Origin of the sequence: Staphylococcus sp. Y174-1 (genome assembly GCF_049897865.1) — a bacterium.
GTDB lineage: Bacteria > Bacillota > Bacilli > Staphylococcales > Staphylococcaceae > Staphylococcus > Staphylococcus saprophyticus.
The window spans coordinates 790,404-815,948 of sequence record NZ_JAFCXB010000001.1; the positions used below are offsets into that span (position 1 = coordinate 790,404).

The 25,545-nt window shown below is 31.9% G+C and carries 26 protein-coding genes and 1 riboswitch; of the genes, 6 read left to right on the forward strand and 20 right to left on the reverse strand.

What is annotated here, in order from left to right:
- Positions 1-17: 17 nt before the first annotated feature.
- The 11 genes from ACP7BT_RS03960 to ACP7BT_RS04010 all read right to left on the reverse strand — a co-directional run bounded on the left by ACP7BT_RS03960 (position 18) and on the right by ACP7BT_RS04010 (position 10,843).
- Positions 18-1,091 (reverse strand): ABC transporter substrate-binding protein, encoded by a 1,074-nt coding sequence (locus ACP7BT_RS03960; protein WP_037538832.1) that lies wholly within the window; start codon positions 1,089-1,091, stop codon positions 18-20.
- Positions 1,088-1,900 carry an ABC transporter permease gene (locus ACP7BT_RS03965; RefSeq protein WP_041079068.1) on the reverse strand — a complete coding sequence of 271 codons (813 nt, stop codon included), beginning with the start codon at positions 1,898-1,900 and terminating at the stop codon, positions 1,088-1,090. Before ACP7BT_RS03965 ends, ACP7BT_RS03960 begins: the two co-directional genes overlap by 4 nt.
- A 5-nt stretch (positions 1,901-1,905) precedes the next feature.
- Positions 1,906-2,709: an ABC transporter permease gene (locus ACP7BT_RS03970; RefSeq protein ID WP_011303412.1), complete on the reverse strand. Its 804-nt coding sequence runs from the start codon at positions 2,707-2,709 to the stop codon at positions 1,906-1,908.
- Entirely contained in the window at positions 2,702-3,796 is a 1,095-nt protein-coding gene (locus ACP7BT_RS03975; RefSeq protein ID WP_011303413.1) for an ABC transporter ATP-binding protein, read from the reverse strand. Before ACP7BT_RS03975 ends, ACP7BT_RS03970 begins: the two co-directional genes overlap by 8 nt.
- Positions 3,797-3,808: 12 nt before the next feature.
- Entirely contained in the window at positions 3,809-4,348 is a 540-nt protein-coding gene (locus tag ACP7BT_RS03980; protein ID WP_011303414.1) for a helix-turn-helix domain-containing protein, read from the reverse strand.
- A 141-nt stretch (positions 4,349-4,489) separates the two neighbouring features.
- Positions 4,490-4,768 carry a UPF0223 family protein gene (locus ACP7BT_RS03985; RefSeq protein WP_002483673.1) on the reverse strand — a complete coding sequence of 93 codons (279 nt, stop codon included), beginning with the start codon at positions 4,766-4,768 and terminating at the stop codon, positions 4,490-4,492.
- 232 nt (positions 4,769-5,000) lie between these two features.
- Positions 5,001-6,407 carry a dihydrolipoyl dehydrogenase gene (gene lpdA, locus ACP7BT_RS03990; RefSeq protein WP_002483674.1) on the reverse strand — a complete coding sequence of 469 codons (1,407 nt, stop codon included), beginning with the start codon at positions 6,405-6,407 and terminating at the stop codon, positions 5,001-5,003.
- Positions 6,408-6,410: 3 nt separating this feature from the next.
- Positions 6,411-7,712 carry a dihydrolipoamide acetyltransferase family protein gene (locus ACP7BT_RS03995; RefSeq protein ID WP_041079064.1) on the reverse strand — a complete coding sequence of 434 codons (1,302 nt, stop codon included), beginning with the start codon at positions 7,710-7,712 and terminating at the stop codon, positions 6,411-6,413.
- 144 nt (positions 7,713-7,856) lie between these two features.
- Entirely contained in the window at positions 7,857-8,834 is a 978-nt protein-coding gene (locus ACP7BT_RS04000) for an alpha-ketoacid dehydrogenase subunit beta (protein ID WP_002483676.1), read from the reverse strand.
- A 3-nt stretch (positions 8,835-8,837) separates the two neighbouring features.
- Entirely contained in the window at positions 8,838-9,950 is a 1,113-nt protein-coding gene (gene pdhA / locus ACP7BT_RS04005) for a pyruvate dehydrogenase (acetyl-transferring) E1 component subunit alpha (RefSeq protein WP_002483677.1), read from the reverse strand.
- Positions 9,951-10,216: 266 nt separating this feature from the next.
- Positions 10,217-10,843 (reverse strand): YkyA family protein, encoded by a 627-nt coding sequence (locus ACP7BT_RS04010; RefSeq protein WP_041079062.1) that lies wholly within the window; start codon positions 10,841-10,843, stop codon positions 10,217-10,219.
- A gap of 124 nt (positions 10,844-10,967) precedes the next feature.
- Here ACP7BT_RS04010 and def point away from each other — a divergent pair, with 124 nt between their 5' ends.
- A complete protein-coding gene (gene def / locus ACP7BT_RS04015; protein ID WP_011303417.1) occupies positions 10,968-11,519 on the forward strand; it encodes a peptide deformylase in 552 nt (183 codons plus the stop codon).
- Positions 11,520-11,733: 214 nt separating this feature from the next.
- On the opposite strand, the gene ACP7BT_RS04020 is transcribed toward def, so the two are convergent.
- Positions 11,734-12,006, reverse strand: coding sequence for a hypothetical protein (locus ACP7BT_RS04020; RefSeq protein WP_011303418.1), 273 nt, complete (start codon positions 12,004-12,006; stop codon positions 11,734-11,736).
- 501 nt (positions 12,007-12,507) lie between these two features.
- On the opposite strand from ACP7BT_RS04020, the gene ACP7BT_RS04025 reads away from it, so the two are divergent.
- The 3 genes from ACP7BT_RS04025 to ACP7BT_RS04035 all read left to right on the forward strand — a co-directional run bounded on the left by ACP7BT_RS04025 (position 12,508) and on the right by ACP7BT_RS04035 (position 15,163).
- On the forward strand, positions 12,508-12,723 hold the full coding sequence (locus tag ACP7BT_RS04025; RefSeq protein WP_002483681.1) for a DNA-dependent RNA polymerase subunit epsilon: 216 nt from the start codon (positions 12,508-12,510) through the stop codon (positions 12,721-12,723).
- Positions 12,723-14,585 (forward strand): ribonuclease J1, encoded by a 1,863-nt coding sequence (gene rnjA / locus ACP7BT_RS04030; RefSeq protein ID WP_041079060.1) that lies wholly within the window; start codon positions 12,723-12,725, stop codon positions 14,583-14,585. Before ACP7BT_RS04025 ends, rnjA begins: the two co-directional genes overlap by 1 nt.
- A gap of 374 nt (positions 14,586-14,959) precedes the next feature.
- A complete protein-coding gene (locus ACP7BT_RS04035) occupies positions 14,960-15,163 on the forward strand; it encodes a hypothetical protein (protein ID WP_069821866.1) in 204 nt (67 codons plus the stop codon).
- A gap of 140 nt (positions 15,164-15,303) precedes the next feature.
- Here the strand turns inward: ACP7BT_RS04035 and ACP7BT_RS04040 are convergent, their stop codons facing one another.
- The 3 genes from ACP7BT_RS04040 to ACP7BT_RS04050 form a co-directional block, all read right to left on the reverse strand.
- Positions 15,304-15,963, reverse strand: coding sequence for a potassium channel family protein (locus ACP7BT_RS04040; protein ID WP_002483683.1), 660 nt, complete (start codon positions 15,961-15,963; stop codon positions 15,304-15,306).
- Positions 15,964-16,057: 94 nt separating this feature from the next.
- Positions 16,058-17,074 carry a cytochrome d ubiquinol oxidase subunit II gene (locus ACP7BT_RS04045; RefSeq protein ID WP_002483684.1) on the reverse strand — a complete coding sequence of 339 codons (1,017 nt, stop codon included), beginning with the start codon at positions 17,072-17,074 and terminating at the stop codon, positions 16,058-16,060.
- Entirely contained in the window at positions 17,074-18,426 is a 1,353-nt protein-coding gene (locus tag ACP7BT_RS04050) for a cytochrome ubiquinol oxidase subunit I (RefSeq protein ID WP_041079058.1), read from the reverse strand. Before ACP7BT_RS04050 ends, ACP7BT_RS04045 begins: the two co-directional genes overlap by 1 nt.
- Before the next feature lie 199 nt (positions 18,427-18,625).
- Here ACP7BT_RS04050 and ACP7BT_RS04055 point away from each other — a divergent pair, with 199 nt between their 5' ends.
- The gene (locus ACP7BT_RS04055) at positions 18,626-18,856 is read left to right on the forward strand and encodes a glutaredoxin family protein (protein WP_002483686.1); all 231 of its coding nucleotides are present in this window, start codon (positions 18,626-18,628) and stop codon (positions 18,854-18,856) included.
- A 301-nt stretch (positions 18,857-19,157) separates the two neighbouring features.
- Here ACP7BT_RS04055 and ptsP read toward each other — a convergent pair whose 3' ends face one another.
- From ptsP to auxA, 5 genes are all read right to left on the reverse strand, one after another.
- Positions 19,158-20,873 carry a phosphoenolpyruvate--protein phosphotransferase gene (gene ptsP / locus ACP7BT_RS04060; RefSeq protein ID WP_002483687.1) on the reverse strand — a complete coding sequence of 572 codons (1,716 nt, stop codon included), beginning with the start codon at positions 20,871-20,873 and terminating at the stop codon, positions 19,158-19,160.
- A gap of 2 nt (positions 20,874-20,875) precedes the next feature.
- Positions 20,876-21,142, reverse strand: a complete 267-nt coding sequence (locus ACP7BT_RS04065) for a phosphocarrier protein HPr (RefSeq protein ID WP_002483688.1) — start codon at positions 21,140-21,142, stop codon at positions 20,876-20,878.
- Positions 21,143-21,306: 164 nt separating this feature from the next.
- Positions 21,307-21,849, reverse strand: a complete 543-nt coding sequence (locus ACP7BT_RS04070; protein ID WP_002483689.1) for a hypothetical protein — start codon at positions 21,847-21,849, stop codon at positions 21,307-21,309.
- Positions 21,850-21,907: 58 nt separating this feature from the next.
- Positions 21,908-23,077, reverse strand: a complete 1,170-nt coding sequence (locus ACP7BT_RS04075; RefSeq protein WP_426303736.1) for a class I SAM-dependent rRNA methyltransferase — start codon at positions 23,075-23,077, stop codon at positions 21,908-21,910.
- Positions 23,078-23,422: 345 nt separating this feature from the next.
- A complete protein-coding gene (gene auxA / locus ACP7BT_RS04080) occupies positions 23,423-24,724 on the reverse strand; it encodes a lipoteichoic acid stability factor AuxA (RefSeq protein WP_002483691.1) in 1,302 nt (433 codons plus the stop codon).
- 300 nt (positions 24,725-25,024) lie between these two features.
- On the opposite strand from auxA, the gene graF reads away from it, so the two are divergent.
- A complete protein-coding gene (graF, locus tag ACP7BT_RS04085; RefSeq protein WP_426303737.1) occupies positions 25,025-25,159 on the forward strand; it encodes a glycopeptide resistance-associated protein GraF in 135 nt (44 codons plus the stop codon).
- Between the two features lie 249 nt (positions 25,160-25,408).
- A riboswitch (TPP riboswitch) is annotated at positions 25,409-25,510 on the forward strand.
- The last annotated feature ends 35 nt before the right edge of the window (positions 25,511-25,545 follow it).

Sequence of the window (25,545 nt, forward strand, 5' to 3'; positions counted from 1 at the left end):
TAACTACTAACTACGCCTTATTTCAAGGAGATTTTAAAATTTAAAAATCGCTCATTATATTCGCTTAATGTTTCTTTACCTAAATCTTTATAAACTTCCAGTCTTTTTTGGTCTTGCTGTGTAGGATAAAAACGTTTATCATTTTTAACTTCATCTGGTAATTTCTCTCTTGCTGCTTTATTAGGTGTCGCATAACCAACCCATTCAGTATTTTGCTTGCTAATTTCTTCGTCTAATAGAAAGTTCATAAATTTATAGGCGCCCGCTTTATTTTGTGCTGTCTTAGGCATCACCATATTATCGAACCAAAGATTAGATCCTTCTTTCGGTACAACATAGTTAAATTCATCACTACCTTGTACCATAGGTGCTGCTACGCCACTCCATACAACCGCAACATTTGCTTCATGTTGCTCTAACATCATCGTTATTTCATCACCTACAACACCTTTAACATTGGGTCCTAGGTGTGATAATGTTTTTTCAGCTTCTGCTAAATGTTGTGAATTTGTATCATTTAAACTGTAGCCTAATTTATTCAAGGCTAAACCTATGACTTCTCTAGCACCATCAACCAAGAGTACATCATTGTTATACTTTTTATCATATAGTTGCTTCCAAGAATCGAAATGATCATTCGGATAAGCTTTTTTATTATAAAGAATTCCTACTGTGCCAAAGAAATAAGGAACAGAGTATCGATTACCTTGATCAAATGACATATTCATATAATCTGAATCTAAATTCTTCATATTTGGTATTTTCTCATGATTTAGCGGCAATAACAAATTCTCTTTTTTTAATTTTTGAACAGTATATTCACTTGGAAAAGCAACATCATAATTTGTGCCACCATTCCGTATTTTTGCTTCCATTGCTTCATTAGAATCAAATGTTTCATAAACTACTTCAATACCCGTTTCTTTTTGGAATTTTTTTATCAAACTAGGATCGATATACTCTCCCCAGTTATAGACATATATTTTTTCACCACTCGCAGAATGGTCTTTAGATGTGAACTTTTGACTTATAAGTAAACAAATCACGCCAACAACAATTGAAATTATAATTAATTGTAAAAATCGTTTCATTGTTGCACACCTCTTTTGCTATGTTTTTTGTGTTTTAGCGTGTTCTGAATTAAATAATAAGCTAATATACCCAGCATGATAACTAAGAATAATATAGTAGAAATCGCATTAATTTCCATACTTATTCCTTTTCTTGCCATGGCGTATACTTCTACAGATAGTACACTAAAACCATTACCAGTAACAAAGAAACTTACTGTGAAGTCATCAAGTGAATAGGTAAGCGCCATAAAAAAACCACCAATAACTGCGGGCATTAAATGAGGTAACATGACTTTGTTTAATACTTGCAATTCAGTCGCTCCAAGATCACGTGCTGCATTTAATGTATGATCATTCATTTCATATAATTTAGGCAATACAATAATCACAACAATTGGTATACAAAATGCAATGTGGGAAATGAGCACCGTTAAAAATCCTAAACCTAAACCAGTAAAATGGCCAATGACTGTAAACATAATCAAAAACGAAGCACCAATCACTACATCAGAAGATACCATTAATACATTATTGAGCGTCAACAATGAAACTTTTAATTTTTTATTTCTCAAATGGTATAAACCAATTGCTCCCATTGTACCGATCACAGTAGCAAAAGCCGCCGCTAACAAGGCAACAGCAATCGTATTAAATATAACTGACATTAGACGATTATTACTAAACAAGGATTGATAATGTTCCAAAGTGAAATGCTCAAAATGAATCATATTCCCAGCAGAATTAAATGAATATACCATTAAAAATAAAATTGGAATATACAATATTGCAATTAATATACCAAGGTATAATTTACCGTACCATTTCATATGACTCACCCTTTTCCATTTGTAGATTTAGTATTCGTAATGATTAACACTAACGCCATAAAGAGAATCAAACATAATGCTATAGTAGAACCCATGCCGTAGTTTTGAATCACTAGAAATTGTTCCTCTATCGCAGTTCCTATGTTAATCACTTTATTTCCAGCAATTAACCTTGTTATCATAAATAACGATAATGCTGGAATAAATGTCACTTGAACCCCTGTTAACACACCTTGTTTTGTAAGTGGTAAGATGATTTTTCGGAAAGTCGTAAACGGACTAGCACCTAAATCACTAGAGGCTTGTAAAATGTTATTAGGGATGTCTTTCATACTATTGAAAATGGGTAAAATCATAAATGGTATATAAATATAACTCGCAACAAGTATAAATGCAGGTACAGTAAATAATAAATCCATTTTAGGTAAATGTAATAAATTTAACATTTGATTGATAACACCATCATGACTCAATAACCCTATAAATGCATAGGTCTTTAGAAGTAAATTAATCCAAGTTGGAATAATGAGTATCATTAACCATAAATTTTGATATTTTGAATTTCGTATAAAATAAGCAGCTGGATAACTAATGAACAATGTAATGATAGTAATGACAGCTGCAAAAATAACTGAATCCCAAATCATGCTAAAATATTTCCACGAAAACATTTGTTTATAATTTTCAAAACTGAAATGACCCTGAATATCAAATAGTGAAAAATAAACAAGTAATAACACAGGTACAATAATAAATAATATCATCCATAATACATATGGGATAAAGAGAAATCGATTCAGTTTACGCATTGTCTTGTTCCTCGTAACTTTCAATTCGTTTATCAAATTCTTCTTCTGTCTCACCAGGAACCATAATATGAATTGCTTCAGGATCGAAGTATAAACCTACTTTACTACCTACTTCTGCTTTTTTAGTTGAATGAATCATCCATTCATAGCCTTTTCTATCAATACAATTTATTTCATAATGCACGCCTCGAAATAACATAGAATCTACAGTAACTTCAAACAGTCCACTTTTTGCATCTATCAATGAAATATCTTCAGGACGAATCACAATTTCAACTTTCTTTTGCTCAGGTATACCCATATCTACACATTCAAAATCTTGCCCATAGATATTCACTAAGTAATCTTTAACCATCTTACCTTCTACGATATTTGATTCACCGATAAAATCAGCAACAAAACGATTGACTGGTTCATCATAAATATCAATTGGCGTACCAAATTGTTGGATTTTACCATCTTTCATCACAAATATATAATCACTAAGCGCTAATGCTTCTTCTTGATCATGTGTAACAAAAATAAATGTAATGCCTAATCGAGATTGTATTTCTCTAAGTTCATACTGCATTTCAGTTCTTAATTTTAAATCCAAAGCAGATAGAGATTCATCTAACAATAAAATTTCAGGCTCATTGACAATTGCTCTTGCTATTGCAATACGTTGTTTTTGTCCACCACTAATGCCCTCTATCGTTCTTGATTCATAACCTTCCAGTTTCACTAACTTCAATGCTTCATGTACTTTTCGTTTAATTTCTGATTTGGCTAATTTTTTTAATTTTAGCCCAAAAGCGATATTGTCATAGACATTTAAGTGAGGGAATAACGCATAATCTTGGAACACAGTATTAACTTTTCTTTTATTCGCTGATAAATGATTAATTGATTTACCTTGATAAATAATGTCACCATTATCAGCTTCTTCAAAACCTGCAATTAATTTTAATATCGTTGTCTTACCACAACCTGATGGCCCTAATAATGTATAAAAATATCCTGATTCAATATCTATATCTATTTTGTCTAATATCTGCATATCATCATACTGCTTACTTACAGATTTAAATGATAATAATGGTTCCATACGCGTGTCCTCCTATAGATATGAAGCTGTAACAACAATCATTACTTGTACTTCATCCGCTGTTTGATTTTCTAGTCTATGTATTTGGTTCGCTTTAAAATAAAGCGCGTCACCAGTTGTTGCATAATAATTTTGATTACCCAACATGAGTACTACTTCACCTTTTAAGCAATATATGAAGGTATCAGATTCAGATGGTCCAAAATTTTTATATGATGCATTCGCTCTTAAAGTTAATATCAATGGTTCCATATCAAATTCGTTTGATTGGCTGACTGGCCAGTTCAAAATATAACCTTTATCATATTCATCATATGTGATTTGTGTTGCTTTTTTATATAATACTTTTTCAGATTTAGGTTCTTTGAAAAAATCACTCGGACTTGTGCCAAGTACTTCTAATATATTCAAAAATGTTTCCATACTTGGTGATGCATATTGACTTTCAATTTGTGAAATATAACCTTTTGAAAGATCTGTTCTTTCTGCCAATTCTTCTTGCGTTAACTTTTTTATATTTCTTAAATTTTTAATTTTCTTTCCAATTTCCATATTGTCACCTTTTTGTAATTTTCAAAATTGAATCTAATGCTATTATGTAAAATTAAAAAATCGTTATATGCTGTTTATATTTATCAAACATTTTGTTTAATGCTTAATAAAAATATCAAAATATAACGATGAAGACAATACTTATTTACTTTTTGCTGAAAATAATTTTTGATCTGGTGATGATTGAACTGCTTTCACTGCATGATAACTGCTATAGCCACTACTATTTTCAAATTCTTTAAAAATTTGTTTTTCCTCGGCCTTACCTGGAACGATTTTTTTAAATTGTTTGTAGCGATCTAACAATTTTTCTCCTTCTACACTTGATTCATAATAGGATTCTACTGCATTAAAGAAAGAAACAACTTGCATCATTTCATCATTTGACCAATCTAAATCAATGGGATATTGGTACTCCATAGATTTTAACACCCTTTCATTCAAATTATGATAAACCTCAATTTATGTTTGCTATGCTTTATGTATAAATAAAATGTAACAGTAAAAGATTTTACTTTATAAACCTGTAATCATACTATTCTATTATTTTATTAACTACTCGATATTGTTATCTATATCTATAAAAGCAAATGAGACTGAGACATTCATCGATGTCCCAGTCCCAATTAAATTTATATGAAATTACTTATAATTACATAGTGTGGATAGGTAATCCTAATGCTTTTTCAGCAGCTTCCATAGACATTTCACCTAATGTTGGGTGAGCATGAATAGTTAATGCTAAATCTTCAGCATTCATACCTGATTCAATTGCTAAACCTAATTCAGAAATAATATCAGAAGCCCCAGTACCTACTACTTGAGCACCTACTAATGTATTATCTTCTTTAAGTGTTAACAATTTAACAAATCCAGTTGTATCATCTAATGATAACGCACGACCATTAGCTGCATAAGGGAATTTAGAAGCAGTAACTGCTAAACCTTCTTCTTTAGCTTGAGCTTCTGTATAACCAACTGTCGCTAATTCTGGTTCAGTGAAACATACAGCAGGCATACCAATGTAGTCTACTTCTGATGCTTCTCCAGCAATAACTTCTGCAGCTACTTTAGCTTCATAACTTGCTTTATGTGCAAGTGGTAAACCTGGTACGATATCGCCAATTGCAAAGATGTTTTCAACTGATGTACGGCTTTGTTTATCTACTTCTAATAAACCGCGATCTGCGAATTTAAGACCTAATTCTTCTAAGCCTAATTCGTCAGTGTTTGGACGACGTCCAACAGTAACTAATACGTAATCAGCGTCGATTGTTTGTTCTTCACCTTTTACTTCATAAGTCACTTTAACACCATTGTCTGTTTCTTCAGCTGATTTCGCCATTGCTTCAGTAACAATTTCAACGCCTTTTTCTTTCATACCTTTTTTAACAGGTTGCGTCATTTGTTTTTCGAAACCGCCTAAGATATCTTTAGCACCTTCTAAAATAGTTACTTCAGAACCAAAGTTAGCAAATGCAGTACCTAATTCAGAACCAATATAACCGCCACCAACGACAACTAATTTACCAGGTACATCTTGTAAATTTAAAGCGCCAGTTGAATCAATTACACGGTCACCAAACTTGAAGTTAGGGATTTCAATTGGTCTAGAACCAGTTGCAATAATCGCGTGTTTGAAGTTGTAAGTTTGAGCACTTTTCTCGTCCATAACACGTAGGCTATTATTATCAACAAAGTAAGCTTCGCCTTTTACGATTTCAACTTTATTACCTTTTAATAGTCCTTCAACACCACCAGTTAATTTTTTAACAACTGATTGTTTGAATTCTTGAACTTTATCAAATTTAAGTGAAACACTTTCAGCAATAACACCTAAATTTTCAGAGTTTTTAGTTTCATCATAACGATGCGAAGCGTGTAATAACGCTTTTGAAGGAATACATCCTACATTAAGACATACGCCACCAAGTTCGCCTTTTTCTACGATTGTTACTTTTTGACCTAACTGTGCTGCACGTATTGCTGCAACATAGCCCCCAGGTCCTGCTCCGATTACAATAGTATCTGTTTCAATTGGGAAATCTCCAACTACCATGTTTTACCCCTCCATTAATAATAATTCTGGATTATTTAATAAACGTTTAATATGATTCATAGCGTTTTGACCAGTTGCACCATCAATTTGTCTATGGTCAAAGCTTAGTGATAATGATAATACTGGTGCCGCAACAATTTCTCCATCTTTTACGATAGGTTTTTGCGCAATACGACCAATACCTAAGATAGCAACTTCTGGGTGATTGATAACTGGTGTGAACCATTGTCCACCTGCTGAACCGATGTTACTAATTGTACAAGTAGCACCTTTCATTTCATCAGCTGATAATTTACCATCACGTGCTTTGACAGCAAGTTCATTAATTTCGTCTGAAATTGCAAACATAGATTTGCGATCAGCATTTTTAACTACTGGTACGAGTAAACCTCTGTCAGTGTCAGCTGCAATACCGATATTCCAGTAATGTTTATGCACGATTTCACCAGCTTCTTCATTAAATGAAGTATTAAGTGCTGGGTATTTTTTAAGTGCAGACACAAGTGCTTTGACAACGTAAGGTAAGAAAGTTAATTTAGTACCTTGTTCAGCTGCAACTTCTTTGAATTTTTTACGGTGATCCCATAATTCTTGCACATCAATTTCATCCATCAATGTTACGTGAGGTGCAGTATGTTTTGAGTTAACCATTGCTTTAGCAATTGCTTTACGCATTGCAGGTATTTTTTCAGTAGTTTCTGGGTATTCCCCTTCTGTAGAAACTGCTGCTGATTGTGCAGAACTTGTAGTTTCTTCGCTAGTTGCTGCTGCACTTTCATTTGAAGCTGTTGCTTGTCCACCATTTAAGTAAGCATCAATGTCTTCTTTAGTCGTACGTCCGTTTTTACCTGAACCTGAAACAGCTTTAATGTTAACGCCATTTTCACGTGCGTATTTACGAACTGACGGCATTGCTTTAACACGTTTACTTTCATCTACTTCTTCATCATTTGAAGATTGAGCAGGTGCTGATGCTTCTTCTTTAGTGCTTTCTTCAACAGGAGCTTCTGTTGACTCGCTTGAAGCCTCGTCACTTTCGCTACCTTTAAATTGCATCTCTTCTGCATCAGGTGCATCAATTTTAACAATTGTATCACCAACAACTGCTACAGTACCTTCATCTACTAGTACTTCTTCGATAGTACCTGAAACAGGTGATGGAATTTCAACAACTGATTTGTCGTTTTGAACTTCAGCTAATACATCATCTTCTTCAATTGTATCTCCAGCTTTAACAAACCACTTTACAATTTCACCTTCGTGGATACCTTCACCAATGTCGGGTAATTTAAATTCAAATGCCACGTTATTATCCTCCTAAAAATTCATATTAAGTCAAAAATTAGAAATTGAGAATGCGCTAAACAACTCAAATCTCATGTTTATATATAAACCTGAATGAAGTAGGTATATCGCCTTATCGTATACGCTACTTCTTATCAGTGATTATTAAAATTCTAATGTTGCTTTTGCTTTTTCAACAATATCGTTTTTGTTTGGTAACCAAACATTTTCAGCTTGCGTAAACGGATAAACCGTGTCTGCTGCTGCAACACGAGCGATTGGAGCATCTAATGAAAGAATTGCACGTTCTGCTAATTCAGAAGCAACTGCTGCACCAACACCAGCTTGACGTTGCGCTTCTTGAACTACTACAGCACGTCCAGTTTTTTCAACTGAAGCAACAAGTGTTTCAATGTCGATTGGTTGTACAGTACGTAAGTCAATGACTTCTACTGAATAACCTTCTTTTTCTAATTCTTCTGCTGCTTTTAATGATTCTTGTACCATCGCACCATAAGCAATTAGTGTAATATCATTACCTTCTTGTTTAACGTTCGCTTTACCAATTTCGATTGTATACTCTTCTTCAGGTACTTCGTCACGGAATGAACGATATAATTTCATATGCTCTAAGTAAACAACTGGGTCGTTACTTCTGATTGCAGAAATTAATAAACCTTTAGCATCGTAAGGATTAGAAGGAATTACAACACTTAGACCAGGTGATTGCGCTAAGATACCTTCTAAGTTATCAGCGTGTAATTCAGGTGTATGTACACCGCCACCAAATGGAGCACGAATTGTTACTGGTGCTTGTTTAGAGTTACCAGAACGGAAACGCGTACGCGCTAATTGTCCTGCTACAGAGTCGAATACTTCAAATACGAATCCTAAGAATTGTATTTCCATAACTGGACGGTATCCTTGAGTAGTTAAACCTAAAGCTAAACCACCAATACCAGATTCCGCTAAAGGTGTATCGAATACACGATCTTCACCGAATTCTTTTTGTAAACCTTCAGTTACACGGAAAACACCACCGTTAACACCGACGTCTTCACCGAAAAGTAAAACATTTTCATCGTTTTGTAATTCGGTTTTAAGCGCGTTGTTAATCGCTTGTACCATTGTCATTTGTGCCATCGGTTACTTCGACTCCTTCTCTTTATAAATTTCATATTGCTCTGCTAAATTTTGAGGCATTTCTTCGTACATATTTTCCATCAAGTCAATAACAGTTTGTTTTTCTGTATTATCTGCTTCTTTGATAGCAGCTTTAATATCAGTTTTCGCACGTTCGATTACTTCGTTTTCTTTTTCTTCAGTCCATAGACCTTTAGCTTCAAGGAATTTTCTATAACGAACTAATGGATCCTTTTTCTCCCATTCAGAATCTTCATCTGAAGTTCTGTATTTAGTTGGATCGTCACCAGCCATAGTATGAGGACCATAACGGTAAGTAATTGTTTCAATTAATGTTGGACCATCACCATTAACAGCACGGTCACGCGCTTCTTTTGTCGCTTGGTATACAGCTAATGCATCCATACCATCAACTTGTAAACCTGGGATACCACAAGCAATTGCTTTTTGAGCTAAAGTAGTTGCCGCTGTTTGTTTACTACGAGGTGTAGAGATAGCATAGTTGTTATTTTGGATTACAAAAATTGCAGGTGCTTTATAAGCAGAAGCAAAGTTAATACCTTCGTAGAAATCACCTTGTGAAGAACCACCATCACCAGTATAAGTAATTGCTACAGCTTGCTTACCACGTTTTTTAATACCTAATGCTACACCAGCAGTTTGTACATACTGTGCGCCAATAATAATTTGTGGGCTTAACGCATTAACGCCTTCAGGCATTCTGTTACCTTTAAAGTGACCTCTTGAGAATAAGAAAGCTTCAGTTAAAGGTAATCCTTGCCAGATTAATTGTGGTACATCACGGTAACCTGGTAAAATAAAATCTTCTTGTTCTAAAGCGTATTGAGAAGCTAATTGTGAAGCTTCTTGTCCTGCTGTTGGAGCGTAGAAACCTAATCTACCTTGTCTATTTAATGAAATAGAACGTTGATCAAGGATACGTGTCCAAACCATTCTCTCCATTAATTCAACTAACTGCTCGTCTGACAAATCTGGTAATAAATCTTCGTTAACGACGTTACCATCTTCATCCAAAATTTGAATCATTTCAAATTGAGATTGAGTATCATTCAATACTTTCTCTGCATCGAATTGGGCTTTTAATTTCGGAGCCATTCAATTCACCAAACCTTTCCCGTATAATAGAAATTTATTTTATTCTTAAACATTGTACCACAAAACTGTTTCGCTGTTAAACAATTTGAAAAAGTTCTGTAGTAGTTAAAACAGGTACAGTTCCGCAACTGTACTAATGAAATTATTACAACTGTATTACCAGTCATTGTATGTCTATCGTTGAGCATTTCCATTTGAATGTAAGCGCAACCAATACTTATACTATATCTTCCATATTATAATTTCAAATGACTCGCTTTTTTGAATTAAGCTAGGCTATCTACATCTTCTTTTTCTTTATTCACTTTATTCATTGTATCTGAATACTTTTTGAAGGCTTTATTCATATCTTTATATGATTTTGATACTGCCTCAGATTTTTTATCAATTTGAGATTGTTCTACTTGATCGCCAGCAGTATATTCAAACATATCTTTTTCTTTATTCATGATATTCTTATAGGCTTTTGCATATTCATCATGTGCCTTATATTTTTCTTTAAGTGCATCATTTAGTTGTTTAACTTCTTTTTTCTTCGCTTTGTCGCTAATATTATCTAAATGTTTTTCCGCTATTTTGAATTTTTCTTCAGAATTATTTATGGCTTTTTCTTCTTTTCCGAATTCTTTTTCTCTTTGTTCTACATTATCTACAACTTTTTTAGAAGTTTCTTGTACTTCTTGTTGGTCTTTACCGTTGATTTTTTTCACTAATTTTTGTTTGTCTTGTTCTAAACTATTTAATTTCTTCCCTACAGATGATACAGGCTTTTCTTCATCAAAAGCTTTTTGAACTTGTTCGTTGTAATCTTTGATTTCACCTTTATCTGTTGTACAACCTGCAACTAATACTGTAGAAGCAATGACTGCACCGATGCCATATTTTAATTTCATTTTGAAAAATCCTCCTTTATGTGCTTGTAATGTTATATAATATTTTATAACAAATCAAATCTAACTACTGTATTTTATCTATGAAACTTTGGTATATTTTATATTAAGGAAGGTGTATGAACAAATGTTAACTATGAAAGATATTATCCGTGATGGACATCCTACTCTTCGTGAAAAAGCAAAAGATGTTACTTTACCGCTTTCTGAAGAAGATCGTAATACGTTATTGGCTATGCGTGAATTTTTAATTAATAGTCAAGATGATGAAATTGCTACTAAATATGGTTTGCGCTCAGGCGTGGGTCTTGCCGCGCCACAAATTAATATTTCAAAAAAAATGATTGCCGTTTATCTCCCTGATGACGGAAATGGCAAGTCATATGATTTGATGTTAGTTAATCCAAAAATCATGAGCCACAGTATTCAAGAAGCGTATCTTCCTACAGGTGAAGGTTGCCTAAGCGTAGATGAAAACATTCCAGGATTAGTTCATCGTAAAAATAGAATTACTGTTAAAGCTACAGATATCGATGGAAAAGAAGTTAAATTGCGCTTGAAAGGTTACCCTGCTGTTGTGGTTCAACATGAAATTGACCATATCAACGGCATCATGTTCTATGATCATATAGATCCAAATAATCCACTTCAGCCACATAATGATGCTGTAGAAGTTTAATCTATTTGATTAAAACATATTATAAACAAGAGTTTGGTTCATAAATAACCATGCTCAAACTAAAAGAGCTAATCCGCAGTCGGATTAGCTCTTTTTATTTTTAAACTTTTTAACTTTGGCAATGTATACTTAACATCGTATTTAACTTGGTTATCAAACATTTTACAAATAAATTATCAACAATATCATATTCTTTCATTGTTATATCTATGAATTACATGAAATCATCTCTTCGCTCATGAAATGGAATATCTAGCTCTTTAAACTCAGCCTTTAATTCAGTTAATTGCTGAATATCAATAAACTCTGGATCGTGGTTATGTTTAACATAATTTTGATCCTCATTCACTGTATCAATAATTTCATTATAATTAAAAAACATGATAACTTGCTCAGCACGTACTTCAAAAGTGATATCCTTAAATATTTTATCCGTACGCACTTTTTCTTTTTTTACATCTTCTACTATTCTCTTTACATTGTTCAAATGGTCCACCTCAAATATTTACTTATGTATCATACTTAATATATTGTACTTAACTTTCCCTTTAAGATACTTCTTTATCTTAATTAATTTTTATATACTACTCAAGTTTTTATGTTGTTTTTTCAAAATTTTCTGTATTTAATTTCAGTAATTTTTAATATGTAATTTAAATAAGAAGTAACTTGTACTATTAAATAGTTTTCTCTTGTGATAAAACTGCTTTATTTATTCCACTACATCATGTAAAATGAGAAATAACTGAAAACATACAAATTAAAGTATTTGTGTTTTTCTATTCGAACGAACTGAAGATCACCCTAAAAACTTACCAGACAATACTAGTATGTTCTAATTATAGATGGTAGTAATAACACTTTTTATGAAAAACAGAGCTCGTTTTATAAAAGTAGTCTCATCTTTTTCATATATACAAAGTGCTAGGGTATTACAATAAAAATAATTATAAAATCAACACATGATTTTTAGGAGGAAATATATAAAATGGCAGTATTTAAAGTATTTTATCAACATAATAAAGAAGAAGTAATCGTACGTGAACACACACAAACTATTTATGTTGAAGCACAAACTGAAGAACAAGTTAGAAGATATTTGAAGGATCGTAATTTTAATATTGAATTTATTACTAAATTAGAGGGCGCACATTTAGAATATGAAAAACAATCTGATCACTTCAACGTGGAGCAAGCTGAATAATGAAACAAATCCACAAAAATGAAGTTGCGGTATACGCACTTGGTGGTTTAGGTGAAATCGGTAAAAATACCTACGCTGTTGAGTATCAGGATGAAATCGTTATTATTGATGCAGGTATTAAATTTCCTGACGATAATTTATTAGGTATCGATTATGTTATTCCTGATATCACATACCTAGAACAAAACCAAGATAAAATTGTAGGTCTGTTTATTACTCACGGACATGAAGACCATATAGGTGGTGTGCCCTACCTATTAAAGCAAATTAATGTACCTATATATGGCGGTCCATTAGCTTTAGGTTTGATTAGAAACAAATTAGAAGAACATCATTTATTAAGAACTACAGAATTAATTGAAATTGATGAAAGTAGCGTTATTAAATCGAAGCATTTTGAAGTATCTTTCTATCTAACAACACACAGTATTCCAGAAGCCTATGGTGTTATCGTAAATACACCAGAAGGTAATATTGTGCATACTGGAGATTTCAAATTTGACTTCACACCAGTTGGAGAACCAGCAAACATTGCAAAAATGGCAAAGCTTGGTGAAGAAGGCGTACTTTGTTTACTTTCAGATTCAACAAATTCACTCGTTCCAGATTTCACTTTAAGTGAACGTGAAGTTGGACAAAATGTTGAAAAAATCTTCCGCAATTGCAGTGGACGTATTATTTTCGCGACATTTGCTTCAAACATTTACAGAGTTCAACAAGCTGTTGAAGCTGCAATTAAACATAATCGTAAAATCGTTACATTCGGTCGTTCAATGGAAAACAATATTAAAATTGGTATGGAATTAGGTTACATCAAAGCACCACCAGAAACATTTGTGGAACCTAACAAAATAAACACTGTTCCAAAACATGAATTATTAATTTTATGTACTGGTTCACAAGGTGAGCCAATGGCAGCTTTATCAAGAATTGCCAATGGTACACATAAACAAATCAAAATTATTCCAGAAGATACAGTCGTATTTAGCTCTTCACCTATTCCAGGAAATACAAAGAGTATTAATCGTACGATTAATTCCCTTTACCGTGCAGGTGCCGAGGTTATTCATAATAAAGTATCTAACATTCATACTTCTGGTCATGGTTCTAAAGGCGATCAACAATTAATGCTTCGCCTACTACGTCCTAAATTTTTCTTACCAATTCATGGTGAGTATCGTATGCTAAAAGCACACGGTCAATCAGGTATCGAATGTGGTGTTGATCCTGACAATGTCTTTATCTTTGATATTGGTGATGTTTTAGCATTAACACATGATTCAGCTAGAAAAGCCGGCAGAATTCCTTCTGGCAATGTTTTAGTTGATGGTAGTGGTATTGGTGATATTGGTAACGTCGTTATTCGTGATAGAAAGCTTTTATCTGAAGAAGGTTTAGTCATAGTAGTAGTAAGCATTGACTTTAAAACGAATAAACTTCTTTCAGGACCAGATATTATTTCACGAGGTTTCGTATATATGCGTGAATCTGGTCAATTGATTTATGATGCACAACGTAGAATCAAAACGGATGTAATTGGTAAGTTGAATCAGAATCAAGATATTCAATGGCACCAAATCAAATCTTCAATTATCGAAACATTACAACCCTATTTATTTGAAAAAACTGCACGTAAACCAATGATATTACCAGTTATCATGAAAGTGAATGAAGATAATAATCAAACATCCACTAAAAAACCAAGTAACAAAAATACGAAACCGAAGAAAAACAACACAAAATCACCATCAAAAAATCAACAAAATGTAGAAAAATCAAGTAATAAAAATGGCTCAAATAAAGCCAATCAATCCGTTGAAAAACCAAATCAATCGAATCAAAACCAAAATTCAGAATCTTAAAAAAGTACGGGAATGGACTTAAATCTTCATTGTCACAGTAAGCGGCCTAATCCTCATTAAGGATTAGGCTGCTTTATATTTACTCATTTTATTATTCAACACAACTGTAAAAACAAGCATTAATACAACTTATAATATACGAACAGCATTTATGCTATGATATATTAGCTGTGATGTGACATTAATTTAAAGAGAAGTATTTGATTTACAAAGATAAGTTATATACTTATCGTATTAATTATTTGGGCCATTTTAACATCTATTGTCATACCATATGTAATTTATCAGTTGTTATTTCTTCTCTACTACCTTTAATAATCATAATTATATAAAATTGAGTATATGAATCACTTTATGTATATAGGAGGATTATCATGTCGAAAACTTTGAGTCTGAATTTAGTCATCTTAATTATGCTCATCATTCTGATACTAGCGATGATTACTAATTTATTTGGTGCATTATCTATATATTTAATAATAGTTCTTCCAATACTGATGTTAACCATTGGGTTATATGTTTTAATTACTAATGTAAAAAAGTACAATAGTAACAATAACTTTAACAACAAATTGTGATTAACAAAATAAGATAGTATCTCGCTAATTTACCACCTTTCATAAATGCAAAAAAACGTCAATTTCTATACTATCTCAATAGAAATTGACGTTTATTTTTAATCAAAAATATTAATATTACTGCCTCATTTTTAAATAAGTTATCTTACTACTTTTTTCTCAAAACGATTTAAATCATTATCGTGTCCAATCATGATTAAAATATCTCCTATTTCAATACTAATATTAGGATCTGGAGATACTAAAATGTCTCTACCTCTTTTAATCGCTATGATACTTATTCCAAATTGCGCACGAATATCTAATTGAATTATAGTTTGACCAGCCATTTTTTCACTCGCTTTAATTTCTACTATAGAATGCTCATCTGCAAGTTCTAAATAATCAAGAACACTGGCACTCGCTACATTATGTGCGATTCTTCTCCCCATATCTCTTTCTGGGTGTACTACCGTGTCAGCACCAATTTTATTTAAAATTTTAGCGTGATAATCATTTTGAGCCTTGGCTGTAACTTTTTTCACACCTAATTCTTTTAAGATTAATGTTGTTAAGGTACTCGATTGAATATTTTCACCAATTGCAACGATCACATGATCAAAATTTCTCATGCCCAGACTCTTCATAACTGCCTCGTCTGTAGTGTCAGCAACTACAGCATGTGTTGCAATATCACTATATTCATTCACACGTGCTTCATTCATATCAATTGCCATTACATCCATATCAAGCGCATTTAATTCTCTTACAATACTACCGCCAAATCGGCCTAAACCAATTACAACATACTCTTTATCCATGTGTGTCCTCCAATTTAAAAATCGTGGCATGACCATTCTAAACAACACCACATAAGTATTATTTAGAACAATCATAACCACATTTGAAAATCTTCTATTTTTTGCCTTCCACATATTTTTTGTCGAAAACAAATAATCTTAATATTAATATTAACGATGGAATCAGTAAAAGTAAACCTAAAATAAAGGCAATGATTAACGCAATTGCCATACTACTATTTACTACGTGTTCATTTATACGAATGAACGGATAAAGTAAATATGGTAATTTACTTGCACCATATCCGAAAAATGCAAATCCCATTTGTAAAATGACTAATATAAATGCGTAACCATGTCCTTTTTTCATTAATGTTAAGACCATTGCACCAATAAAACAAATAAAGCTTAACAAGAATATCCACCAATAATTAGATACTGCATTGATGAAGTGTGCTTCATTTTGTAAACGCAATGATAAAAATACAAATAATGAAATTGCTATCATTGGTGGGCCCCAAATTAAGAACCAATATCTTAATAAGTTATACGCTGGTTTATCTTTTGCTTTCGAAGCATAATATGTTAAGAACCCTGAAGATATATACAGAACTGAGATAATCGCTAAGAATACGACTGACCAAGAGTATGGACTTAATAATAACTCTGTCCAATTTAAATCCAAATTATTTTCTGTTCCAGTGATATATCCACCTTCTGAAATCGTTAATGTCGTAGCAAGTGATGCTGGTATTAATAAACCAGCGATACCATACATTGCTAACCAAACTAATTTACTATCTGGGCCATAATTTTCAAAGGCATAAAATGCACCTCTAATAGACAGTAATATTAAAGCGATAGAGGCTGGCAATAGTAACACTGTTCCAAAATACATTGCAGTGTCAGGGAAAAAACCTACCATACCAACAAAGAAGAATACAAAGAAAACATTTGTCACTTCCCAAACTGGGTTTAAATAACGTGCTATTAAATGATTTATTTTCTTATCCTGCTTTGTAATTTTGGCATGTAATGTAAAGAAACCTGCACCAAAATCTATGGATGCAATAATGATGTAACAGAATAAGAAAATCCAAAGTACGGAAATGCCAATATATGCGAATATCATTATGCATCACCTCTTTCTGAAGCTAGTGCTTCAACTTCTTTATAAGCTGGTTTCTCTTTAAACATACGAATTAATACATAAGCAGAGGTAACCATTAACACAAGGTATAACAAGCCGAATAGAATTGTAACTAGGGTTAATCCTCCTGCTTGTGTCGCAGCATCTGCTACTTTAAGATAACCACGAACAATCCATGGCTGACGACCTTGCTCTGTTAAGAACCAACCAAACTCGATTGCTAGCATAGCCGCTGGACCAGTCAATAGTGCACCATATAACATAGGTTTTGAATGTGTAAATTTCCGCAGTTTTTTAAATATAAGTGTAAGTACATATGCACCGGAAACGACTAAACAAAATACCCCCATCGAAACCATGAGATCAAAGTAATAATGTACAATCATTGGTGGTTGTAAATCTTTTGGAAATTCATCCAGACCTTTAACTTCTGTATTAGTATTATTATCAGCTAAAAAGCTAAGGAGACCAGGAATTTTAATTGCGCCATTTACTTCTTGCGTTTTTTCATCTAAGGAACCAAATAAAACTAAATCTGCATGTGATTCCGTATCAAAGTGCCATTCATAAGCTGCTAATTTCTCTGGTTGCTCTTGATGTAAGAACTTAGCAGATAAGTCACCTGCTAACATAGATCCTAATGTAAAAACAACACCTAAGATCATAGTTAGTTTTAGTGCTTTTTTATGATATTCTATATCTTTTTTAAATTTATTTTTGAGTAATTTGAAAGCAGCGATAGCCGCTAATACAAACGCCATTGTCATAAGTGCAGTTGCAACCACATGGAATGATCTAATTAAAAACGAATCATTAAACATTGCTGCTAATGGTTCTACATTAACCATTTTGCCATTTTTCATTTCAAATCCAGCAGGTGTATTCATAAATGAGTTAACGGCAGTAATAAAGAACGCCGAGAATGATCCACCAAGGATAACTGGTATACTAATTAAAAAGTGCGTCCATTTTCCTTTAAAACGATCCCATGTATATAGATATATACTCAAGAATATCGCTTCAAAGAAGAAAGCAAATGTTTCCATAAATAATGGTAATGCTATAACATGTCCACCCATTTGCATAAATGTTGGCCATAGTAATGACAACTGTAGACCTATAATTGTACCTGTCACGACACCTACAGCTACTGTTATCGTATAACCTTTGGACCATCTTTTGGCTAATGTTGTGTATAGTGGATTATTTTTCTTAATACCAATAAATTCGGCAATAGCGAACATGACTGGCATCCCCACACCAATTGTTGCAAAAATTATATGCACTGCGAGTGTCATCGCAGTTAAAAACCGTGCTAATTCAACTGAATCCATAATATCACCTTTTTTATTTATTTGTGACAAAAATCACAACGTCTTTCCATTATAAACCGGTGTACATATTTTTTAAATTTATTTCTCTCAAAATAAAGTGACAAATTAATGTCTAATTTCATACAATTTAAAAGACTTGAAATATATTTTAAAGTCTCTTATATTATAGTAAATTGAATAAAGAAAGGATAAACCGATTATGAACGAGATTATCATATACACACAAAATGATTGTCCACCTTGTACTTTCATCAAAAACTACTTAGCTGACAATGATGTCGCATATCGTGAAAAAAATATCAGTAATACACAATATAGAAATGAAATGATTGATTATGATGCATTTGCAACACCTTTTATTTTATTAAATGGTGAACCAATGCACCAAATTGACATGGATAAAATAAATAGCACATTAAATATTAAATAAGCGATGCATTCTCAAAGTTAACAATTTAATTATGTTGTAAAGTTAATTAAGTGCTAATTATAAAGTAACGTATTTTGTAACTTTTTACAAAATTAAAAATTAATCATTCGTGTTTCTTTAGCCATTTCTAAATAAAATTTATTAATATTAAACACTCTATGCAAACCCTCCAGCCTTTAAATTCACTTTCCAAACATAAAAAACGCCAATTTCTATTTAATTACAATAGAAATCGGCGTTTTTAGTTAATCTCAGATGTTTATATCCAAGACATATCTTTATTTTTTAATAAGTACTCATTTTATTTAGCGTATTGATTTACTAAATCTTGAACTTCTTCAGAAGTAGCACAATCAATTGCTCTTTGAGCTAATTCTTCCATTTCATTTTGACTTAAACCTTTGATTTGACGACGTGCTTTAAGTACTGAGGTAGCACTCATTGAGAACTCATCTAATCCTAAGCCTAATAACAATGGAATTGCAATTTCATCGCCAGCCATTTCTCCACACATACCAGTCCATTTACCTTCTTTATGAGAAGCTTCTATTACTTGTTTTACTAAACGTAATATTGAAGGATTATATGGTTGATACAAGTAAGAAACACGTTCTGACATTCTATCAGCAGCCATTGTATATTGAATTAAATCATTCGTTCCTATACTGAAGAAATCAACTTCTTTAGCAAATACATCTGCTAAAGCAGCAGTAGAAGGAATTTCTACCATAATACCAAGTTCGATATCATCAGAAACTTCAATGCCTTCATTTGTTAAGTTATCTTTTTCTTCAAGTAACAATGCTTTAGCATCACGGAACTCTTGGATTGTAGCTACCATAGGGAACATGATATTCAATTTACCAAAAGCAGATGCACGTAATAATGCACGCAACTGCGGTCTGAAAATATCAGGTTGATCTAAGCATAAACGGATAGCGCGGTAACCTAAGAAAGGATTCATTTCTTCAGGTAAATTCAGATAAGGTAGTTCTTTATCTCCACCAATATCTAAAGTACGTACAACAACGCGTTTATCTTCCATCGTTTCTAATACTTTTTTATAAGCTTCGAACTGCTCATCTTCAGTTGGCATTTCGTCTCTACCCATATATAAAAATTCAGTACGGTATAATCCAATGCCCTCTGCACCATTTTCAATTACACCTTTTAAATCATTCGGTGTACCGATATTGGCAGCAAGTTCAGCGTGTCTACCATCAATTGTAGTTGTCTCTTCATCGCGTAATTTTTGTAATTCTTGCTTGTCTTCAAAGAAACGTTCACGCTTGTTTTGATAAGCAATGACTTCATCTTCAGTAGGATCAATGATGACTTCACCTGTTAAACCGTCAACAATAATCATGTCACCTTGTTTAACTTCTTGAGTAATAGATTTAGTACCTACAACTGCAGCAATTTCTAATGAGCGACTCATAATTGCTGAATGTGAAGTTCTACCACCTATATTAGTTACAAATCCTTGTACAAATTCTTTATTTAATTGAGCAGTATCTGAAGGTGTTAAATCGTTACCGATTATAACAACGCTTTCATCAATCATACTAGGATTTGGTAATTCTACACCTAAAATATGTGCTAACACACGTTTTGAAACATCGCGGATATCGGCAGCACGTTCTTTCATATATTCATTATCCATTGATTCAAAAATAGTAATGAATTGTCCAGTTACATCAGATAATGCAGTTGGTGCGTTAACTTGTTCATTCTTAATTTTTTCTTCGATTGGTTGAATTAATTCAGGATCATCTAAAACAAGTAAATGCGCATCAAAAATTGCTGCTTTATCAGCACCTAAATTTTGTTCAGCATTATTTCTAATTTTAGTTAATTCAACTTTGGATGTTTGAATAGCATTATTGAACTTTGCAATCTCAGCATCTACATCTAACACTTTTTCGCTATCAAATGATAAATCTGGTTCAACTAATAAGTATGCTTTAGCTATAGCTACACCGTCAGATGCAGCTATACCATTTATATAATTAGACATAATTATTTAGTTAATCCTTCTTTAGATAAAATGTCAGTGATTGCTTCAATTGCATCTTTTTCATCGCTACCATCAGCGTAGATTGTAATTTCAGCATCTTTACCTACACCTAAACTCATAACACCCATGATTGATTTCAAGTTAACTTTTTTACCGTTATATTCTAATTGAATATCAGAATCAAATTTTGAGGCAGTTTGAACAAGCATTGTCGCTGGACGAGCGTGAATACCTGTTTCGTCGATAATTACATATGATTTTTGTTCCATAAAATGATTTCTCCTTCGTATAGTTAGAATCGTTAGTTTATTATAAAACCTAGCATAGTTTTATATAATAACATTACCAAATTATTATTATAAATTCAATTCGTTGCACCCACGACATGACAATATTCAGAGAATTTTAGCTAATTTGTGAAAACGCTATAGTTTTAAACAAGTTCTTTCACAACTTTTTCACATTTTTGAATATGTTCATCTCCAATTTTTTTCATAAAGTAATAACTAATTGATGCTGAAATAGCCTGCCCCACAACCGGGAACCATTTCGTTTGTTTCGCAGCTACACGTTTTGCAACATCTCTAACGACAACTTTTAATATCGCATTCGATATTTTTTTACCGATAAATTGACTACCCTGAATCGCCGCGGCAGCTAAGACACGCTCTTTCATATCGTCGCCCATGTTATTCACTTGTTTATGATCTAAGCCATAAATTTTATTAACATCTTCAATAATATCTCTCATCAATTTAATATCGACACCAAAATCTAAACCAGGTATTGGCACAATACTGATACTTGATGATAAAACAGATTTTTTTCTAACTAGTGCCTGTGCACGTTTACGTCGTTCTTCAATTTCTATATTTGTGGTAGGTATATTACTTTTTTGTTTGATATCTTCAATTTTTAATACTTTATTACCAACTTTTTGTGTAACATTATTTGTGATTTTATTTTTAAAACCCATTTTATTCACTCCTTAGTAAATTACTTCGTATTAAAAAGAATACCCTTTTTTCATAATTTTACTTTATTTTTACAAAAACAGCTTTTAAATATTTAGAAGGTTTATAGTGTGGATGTGTTTTGAAATCTTTTGGCAAGCCCATTACATCTACAATTTCATAATCTACTTCTTCTTCTGTTAATGTTTGATTGATTACATTTTTGAATGATTTCAAAGAAAACGTACTATTATTTGTGCATAACAGTAATGTACCGTCAGGCCCTAATATTTCAAGTGCACCTTTAATTAATTTATCGTAATCTTTTAATACCGAAAAAGTTTTTTTCTTGTTTCTAGCAAAACTTGGTGGATCAATAACAATCGTATCGTAAAACAAGTCATGACGACGCGCATAATTAAAATAATCAAAAGTGTCCATTACATAAATATATTGTGACTTAGGATCAATACCATTCAAGCCAAAATTTTCTTCTGTAAGTGCACGTGATCGGTTTGCTAAATCTACGCTTGTTGTCATTGTTGCGTTTTCGGCAGCTATAACAGAAAATGCACCCGTATAACTAAATACATTTAATATTTCTTTATCTTCAGCATAATGATCTTTTAATTTTTTTCGTACTTCTTTTTGATCTAAAAATATGCCTGTCATAGGTCCATCATTTAAATCTACATTATAGAATTTGAAATTTTCTTCAATAATAATTGGAAACTCAGGTGCTTCACCATCAACAAATCCACCTTGAATTTCTGCGTCTTTAAATCTCATTTTTTCAAATATAGACGTATATTCGAATACATTTTCTAACGCTGATAACACATTATAACGGAATTTATAAATGCCTTTTGAATACCATTGGATTAAGAAATGACCATCATAGTTATCTATGGTTAAACCACCTATACCATCGCCTTCACCATTAAAAACACGAAAAGCATTCGTCCCATCAATATTATAGAAATATTCACGTTCAACTTTGGCATTTTTAAATAATGTTTCAAAAAATTGTGTGTTAATGACTTCATCTTTGTCATAGCTCAATACCCAGCCAACGCCTTTATGCTGTCTACCAACATAAGCAGTAGCTATATATTGATCTCTATCGTTCATTAAATAAAATAGGTCTCCCTCTTTTAAATGATCGTGTGCATAAATATCTTCTTCATCTACTAATGGGTATTCATTTAAATATTTCGTTTCTTTTCCTCTATTTAACGTGGCAATTTTCATAAATTTATGTCAGCCTTTCTACTTTTATTTATATTTATTATTTACTTATTCATTTTATCATCTCATTAACATCGTAACATCAATTATCTACAATTCACCAAAATATTATATCTGAAACTTCATAAGTATTTTTATAGAAATTTAATTTTTCAATAAAGATTGGGTCGCCTCACCTTATCAAATATAGTGAATGACATCAGCCGATGCTCATGAATAAGTGCGACTAATCCACATAAAATGTGAAAGAAATTCTATTTAGAAGTTATGTTTCACCTTTACTTTCAAATAAAAAAAGCCTGAGACAATGCCATGTCCCAGACTTCTTCCTTGTTTCTATTAAAGTAATTAATATTTAGTTGGTTCACGTAACTTCATAACAAATGCTACAAATATAGCCAATAGCATAATGATTAAAATTGGTGTGATAAAGATGGATAATAATAATCCGTGAACCATAATGTTCATAAACTCAGTCAGTAATTTAAAGAATAATAAACTGACCATAAACATTTGCAGATAATAGAACCTATCTTTTAAGAAATTCGTTAATGTTGTCAATATATAAATAATGATAATAATCATTAAAAAGAATAGCGTAATCCATTCTATCACATATTGTGTTTGGGAAATTTCCCAATTACCTGAAACAAAAAGTGAATTCCTATTGTTAAATTCAATTAAAGTAAAGAATAATAAGATTGCTCCACAGAACAACTCTACATATGCAGGTTTAATCCATTTAGGTTTTTTCATCCAATTTGGAATATCATCCTCTTGAATATCGATAATTTCTTTCCATTTAGCAATAAATTTATCTTTTTTATCTCTAGCTTTTTGAATATCAACACTTCTGCGCGTTTTACGTGTAAATTCTGTTGTTTTATCTTGTAGTGTCTTCCATGTTTCTTTCGTTTGATTTGTTACTGATCCTTTGTTAGTTCTTGATAATTCTGGTTCTTCTTCCCCAAGTTCTTGTTTTGTTAAAGGAAGTGATCTTCTTAAAAATAAGAAGTTCCAAATAGACATTTGTCCAAGTAACCACATGATAATAAAGAATGTGTTAACACTCAAAATATCAATAGGAATGATTTCATCGCTTTCAATTCTTCCGTATAAAACAATTTGCGTTATTAAGTAACTTATCCCATAACTGAAAATAATCCATAAATAATGATATTTTCTATGTTCTGTATTTAACTCGTCCTTATAAACGATATAACCAATATGAATTGCAAATGGTATTACGAAAATAATAGCAAAAAAGCTATAAACTTGAGTCATCAATATCAGTGTTATGATGAAAAAAAGAATACCAATAACTAAAAAGAATACTGAAATATCATAGTCATATCTTGTCGTTCTATATAAAGTAAAGCCAATCATAATGACACCAATACCAAATAAAGCAATAATGATGGCACTAATTATCGGGAAATTACCTATGTAATTACTCATTACTCTAATTATTTCACCAAAAAATGCATTTATAAAATCCCATACATTATGAATGTGCAAATCAATTTTACCTTTACCATTTAATTTATTAATTAATGGTAAATTAATTAAAATGATAAGACCTGTGAAAAGCGAAACGATGCCTATAACATAACTATATAATATCTCAGCGTGTTTCTTCAAAAAAGACATACCATTCACCTCAAAAGTTATTATATATGAACATTTAGTTCTTGTCTTTAATTATCTAATAAATAAGTCCATAGTATGATATAAAATGACTTATAGTCAAATTTCCACTTACAATTCATGTTTAAACAATTTTATAAATTTAACTTATTAAGTACATTATCGATGCATTATTTAGATTATCCATTAATTAACATTAATCTCATATCAAACTATTGTAATTATATTGAAGTGTTTATATTTTATTCAATTGTGGTACATACTAAATATAGATAATCTTAACTATGAAGGAGTGCTTTAATTATGAGTAAAGAAGAATTAAATAAAGAAGCAGCTGAAAAAGCTAAAAAAGCAGAGGATAAATTAAAAGAAGAAAAAGAATCTGCAAAAGATAACACTAAAGAAACTAAACAAAATATTCAAGATACTTTAGACTAGTATAGATACTTGGTATTAATAGTAATTCAATATAAATGTAAATCCGATATGGGAGTGCGACATCAAATCTTATCAAAATGAGGTTTGTGTCCACTCCTATTTTTTAATGGTTTTATAATTTGATTGCGTGTAATAAACTTAATTAACAACGTTTGTCCTTAAAATAATCACTCTATTAACCAACAATTTCTAGCATAACCTTGACATAAACGACGAAAAGTCATACATTATAATTAAATTTAAATAAATCATTCGCACTAGGGGTGTTTTGTGACTGAGATGAGGTATACCCTCAAACCCTTTGAACCTGATCTAGATTAAACTAGCGTAGGAAAGTGTATTGCGATATCACTGTGTAACTTTGGTATCCGTATGCCTATATAAAA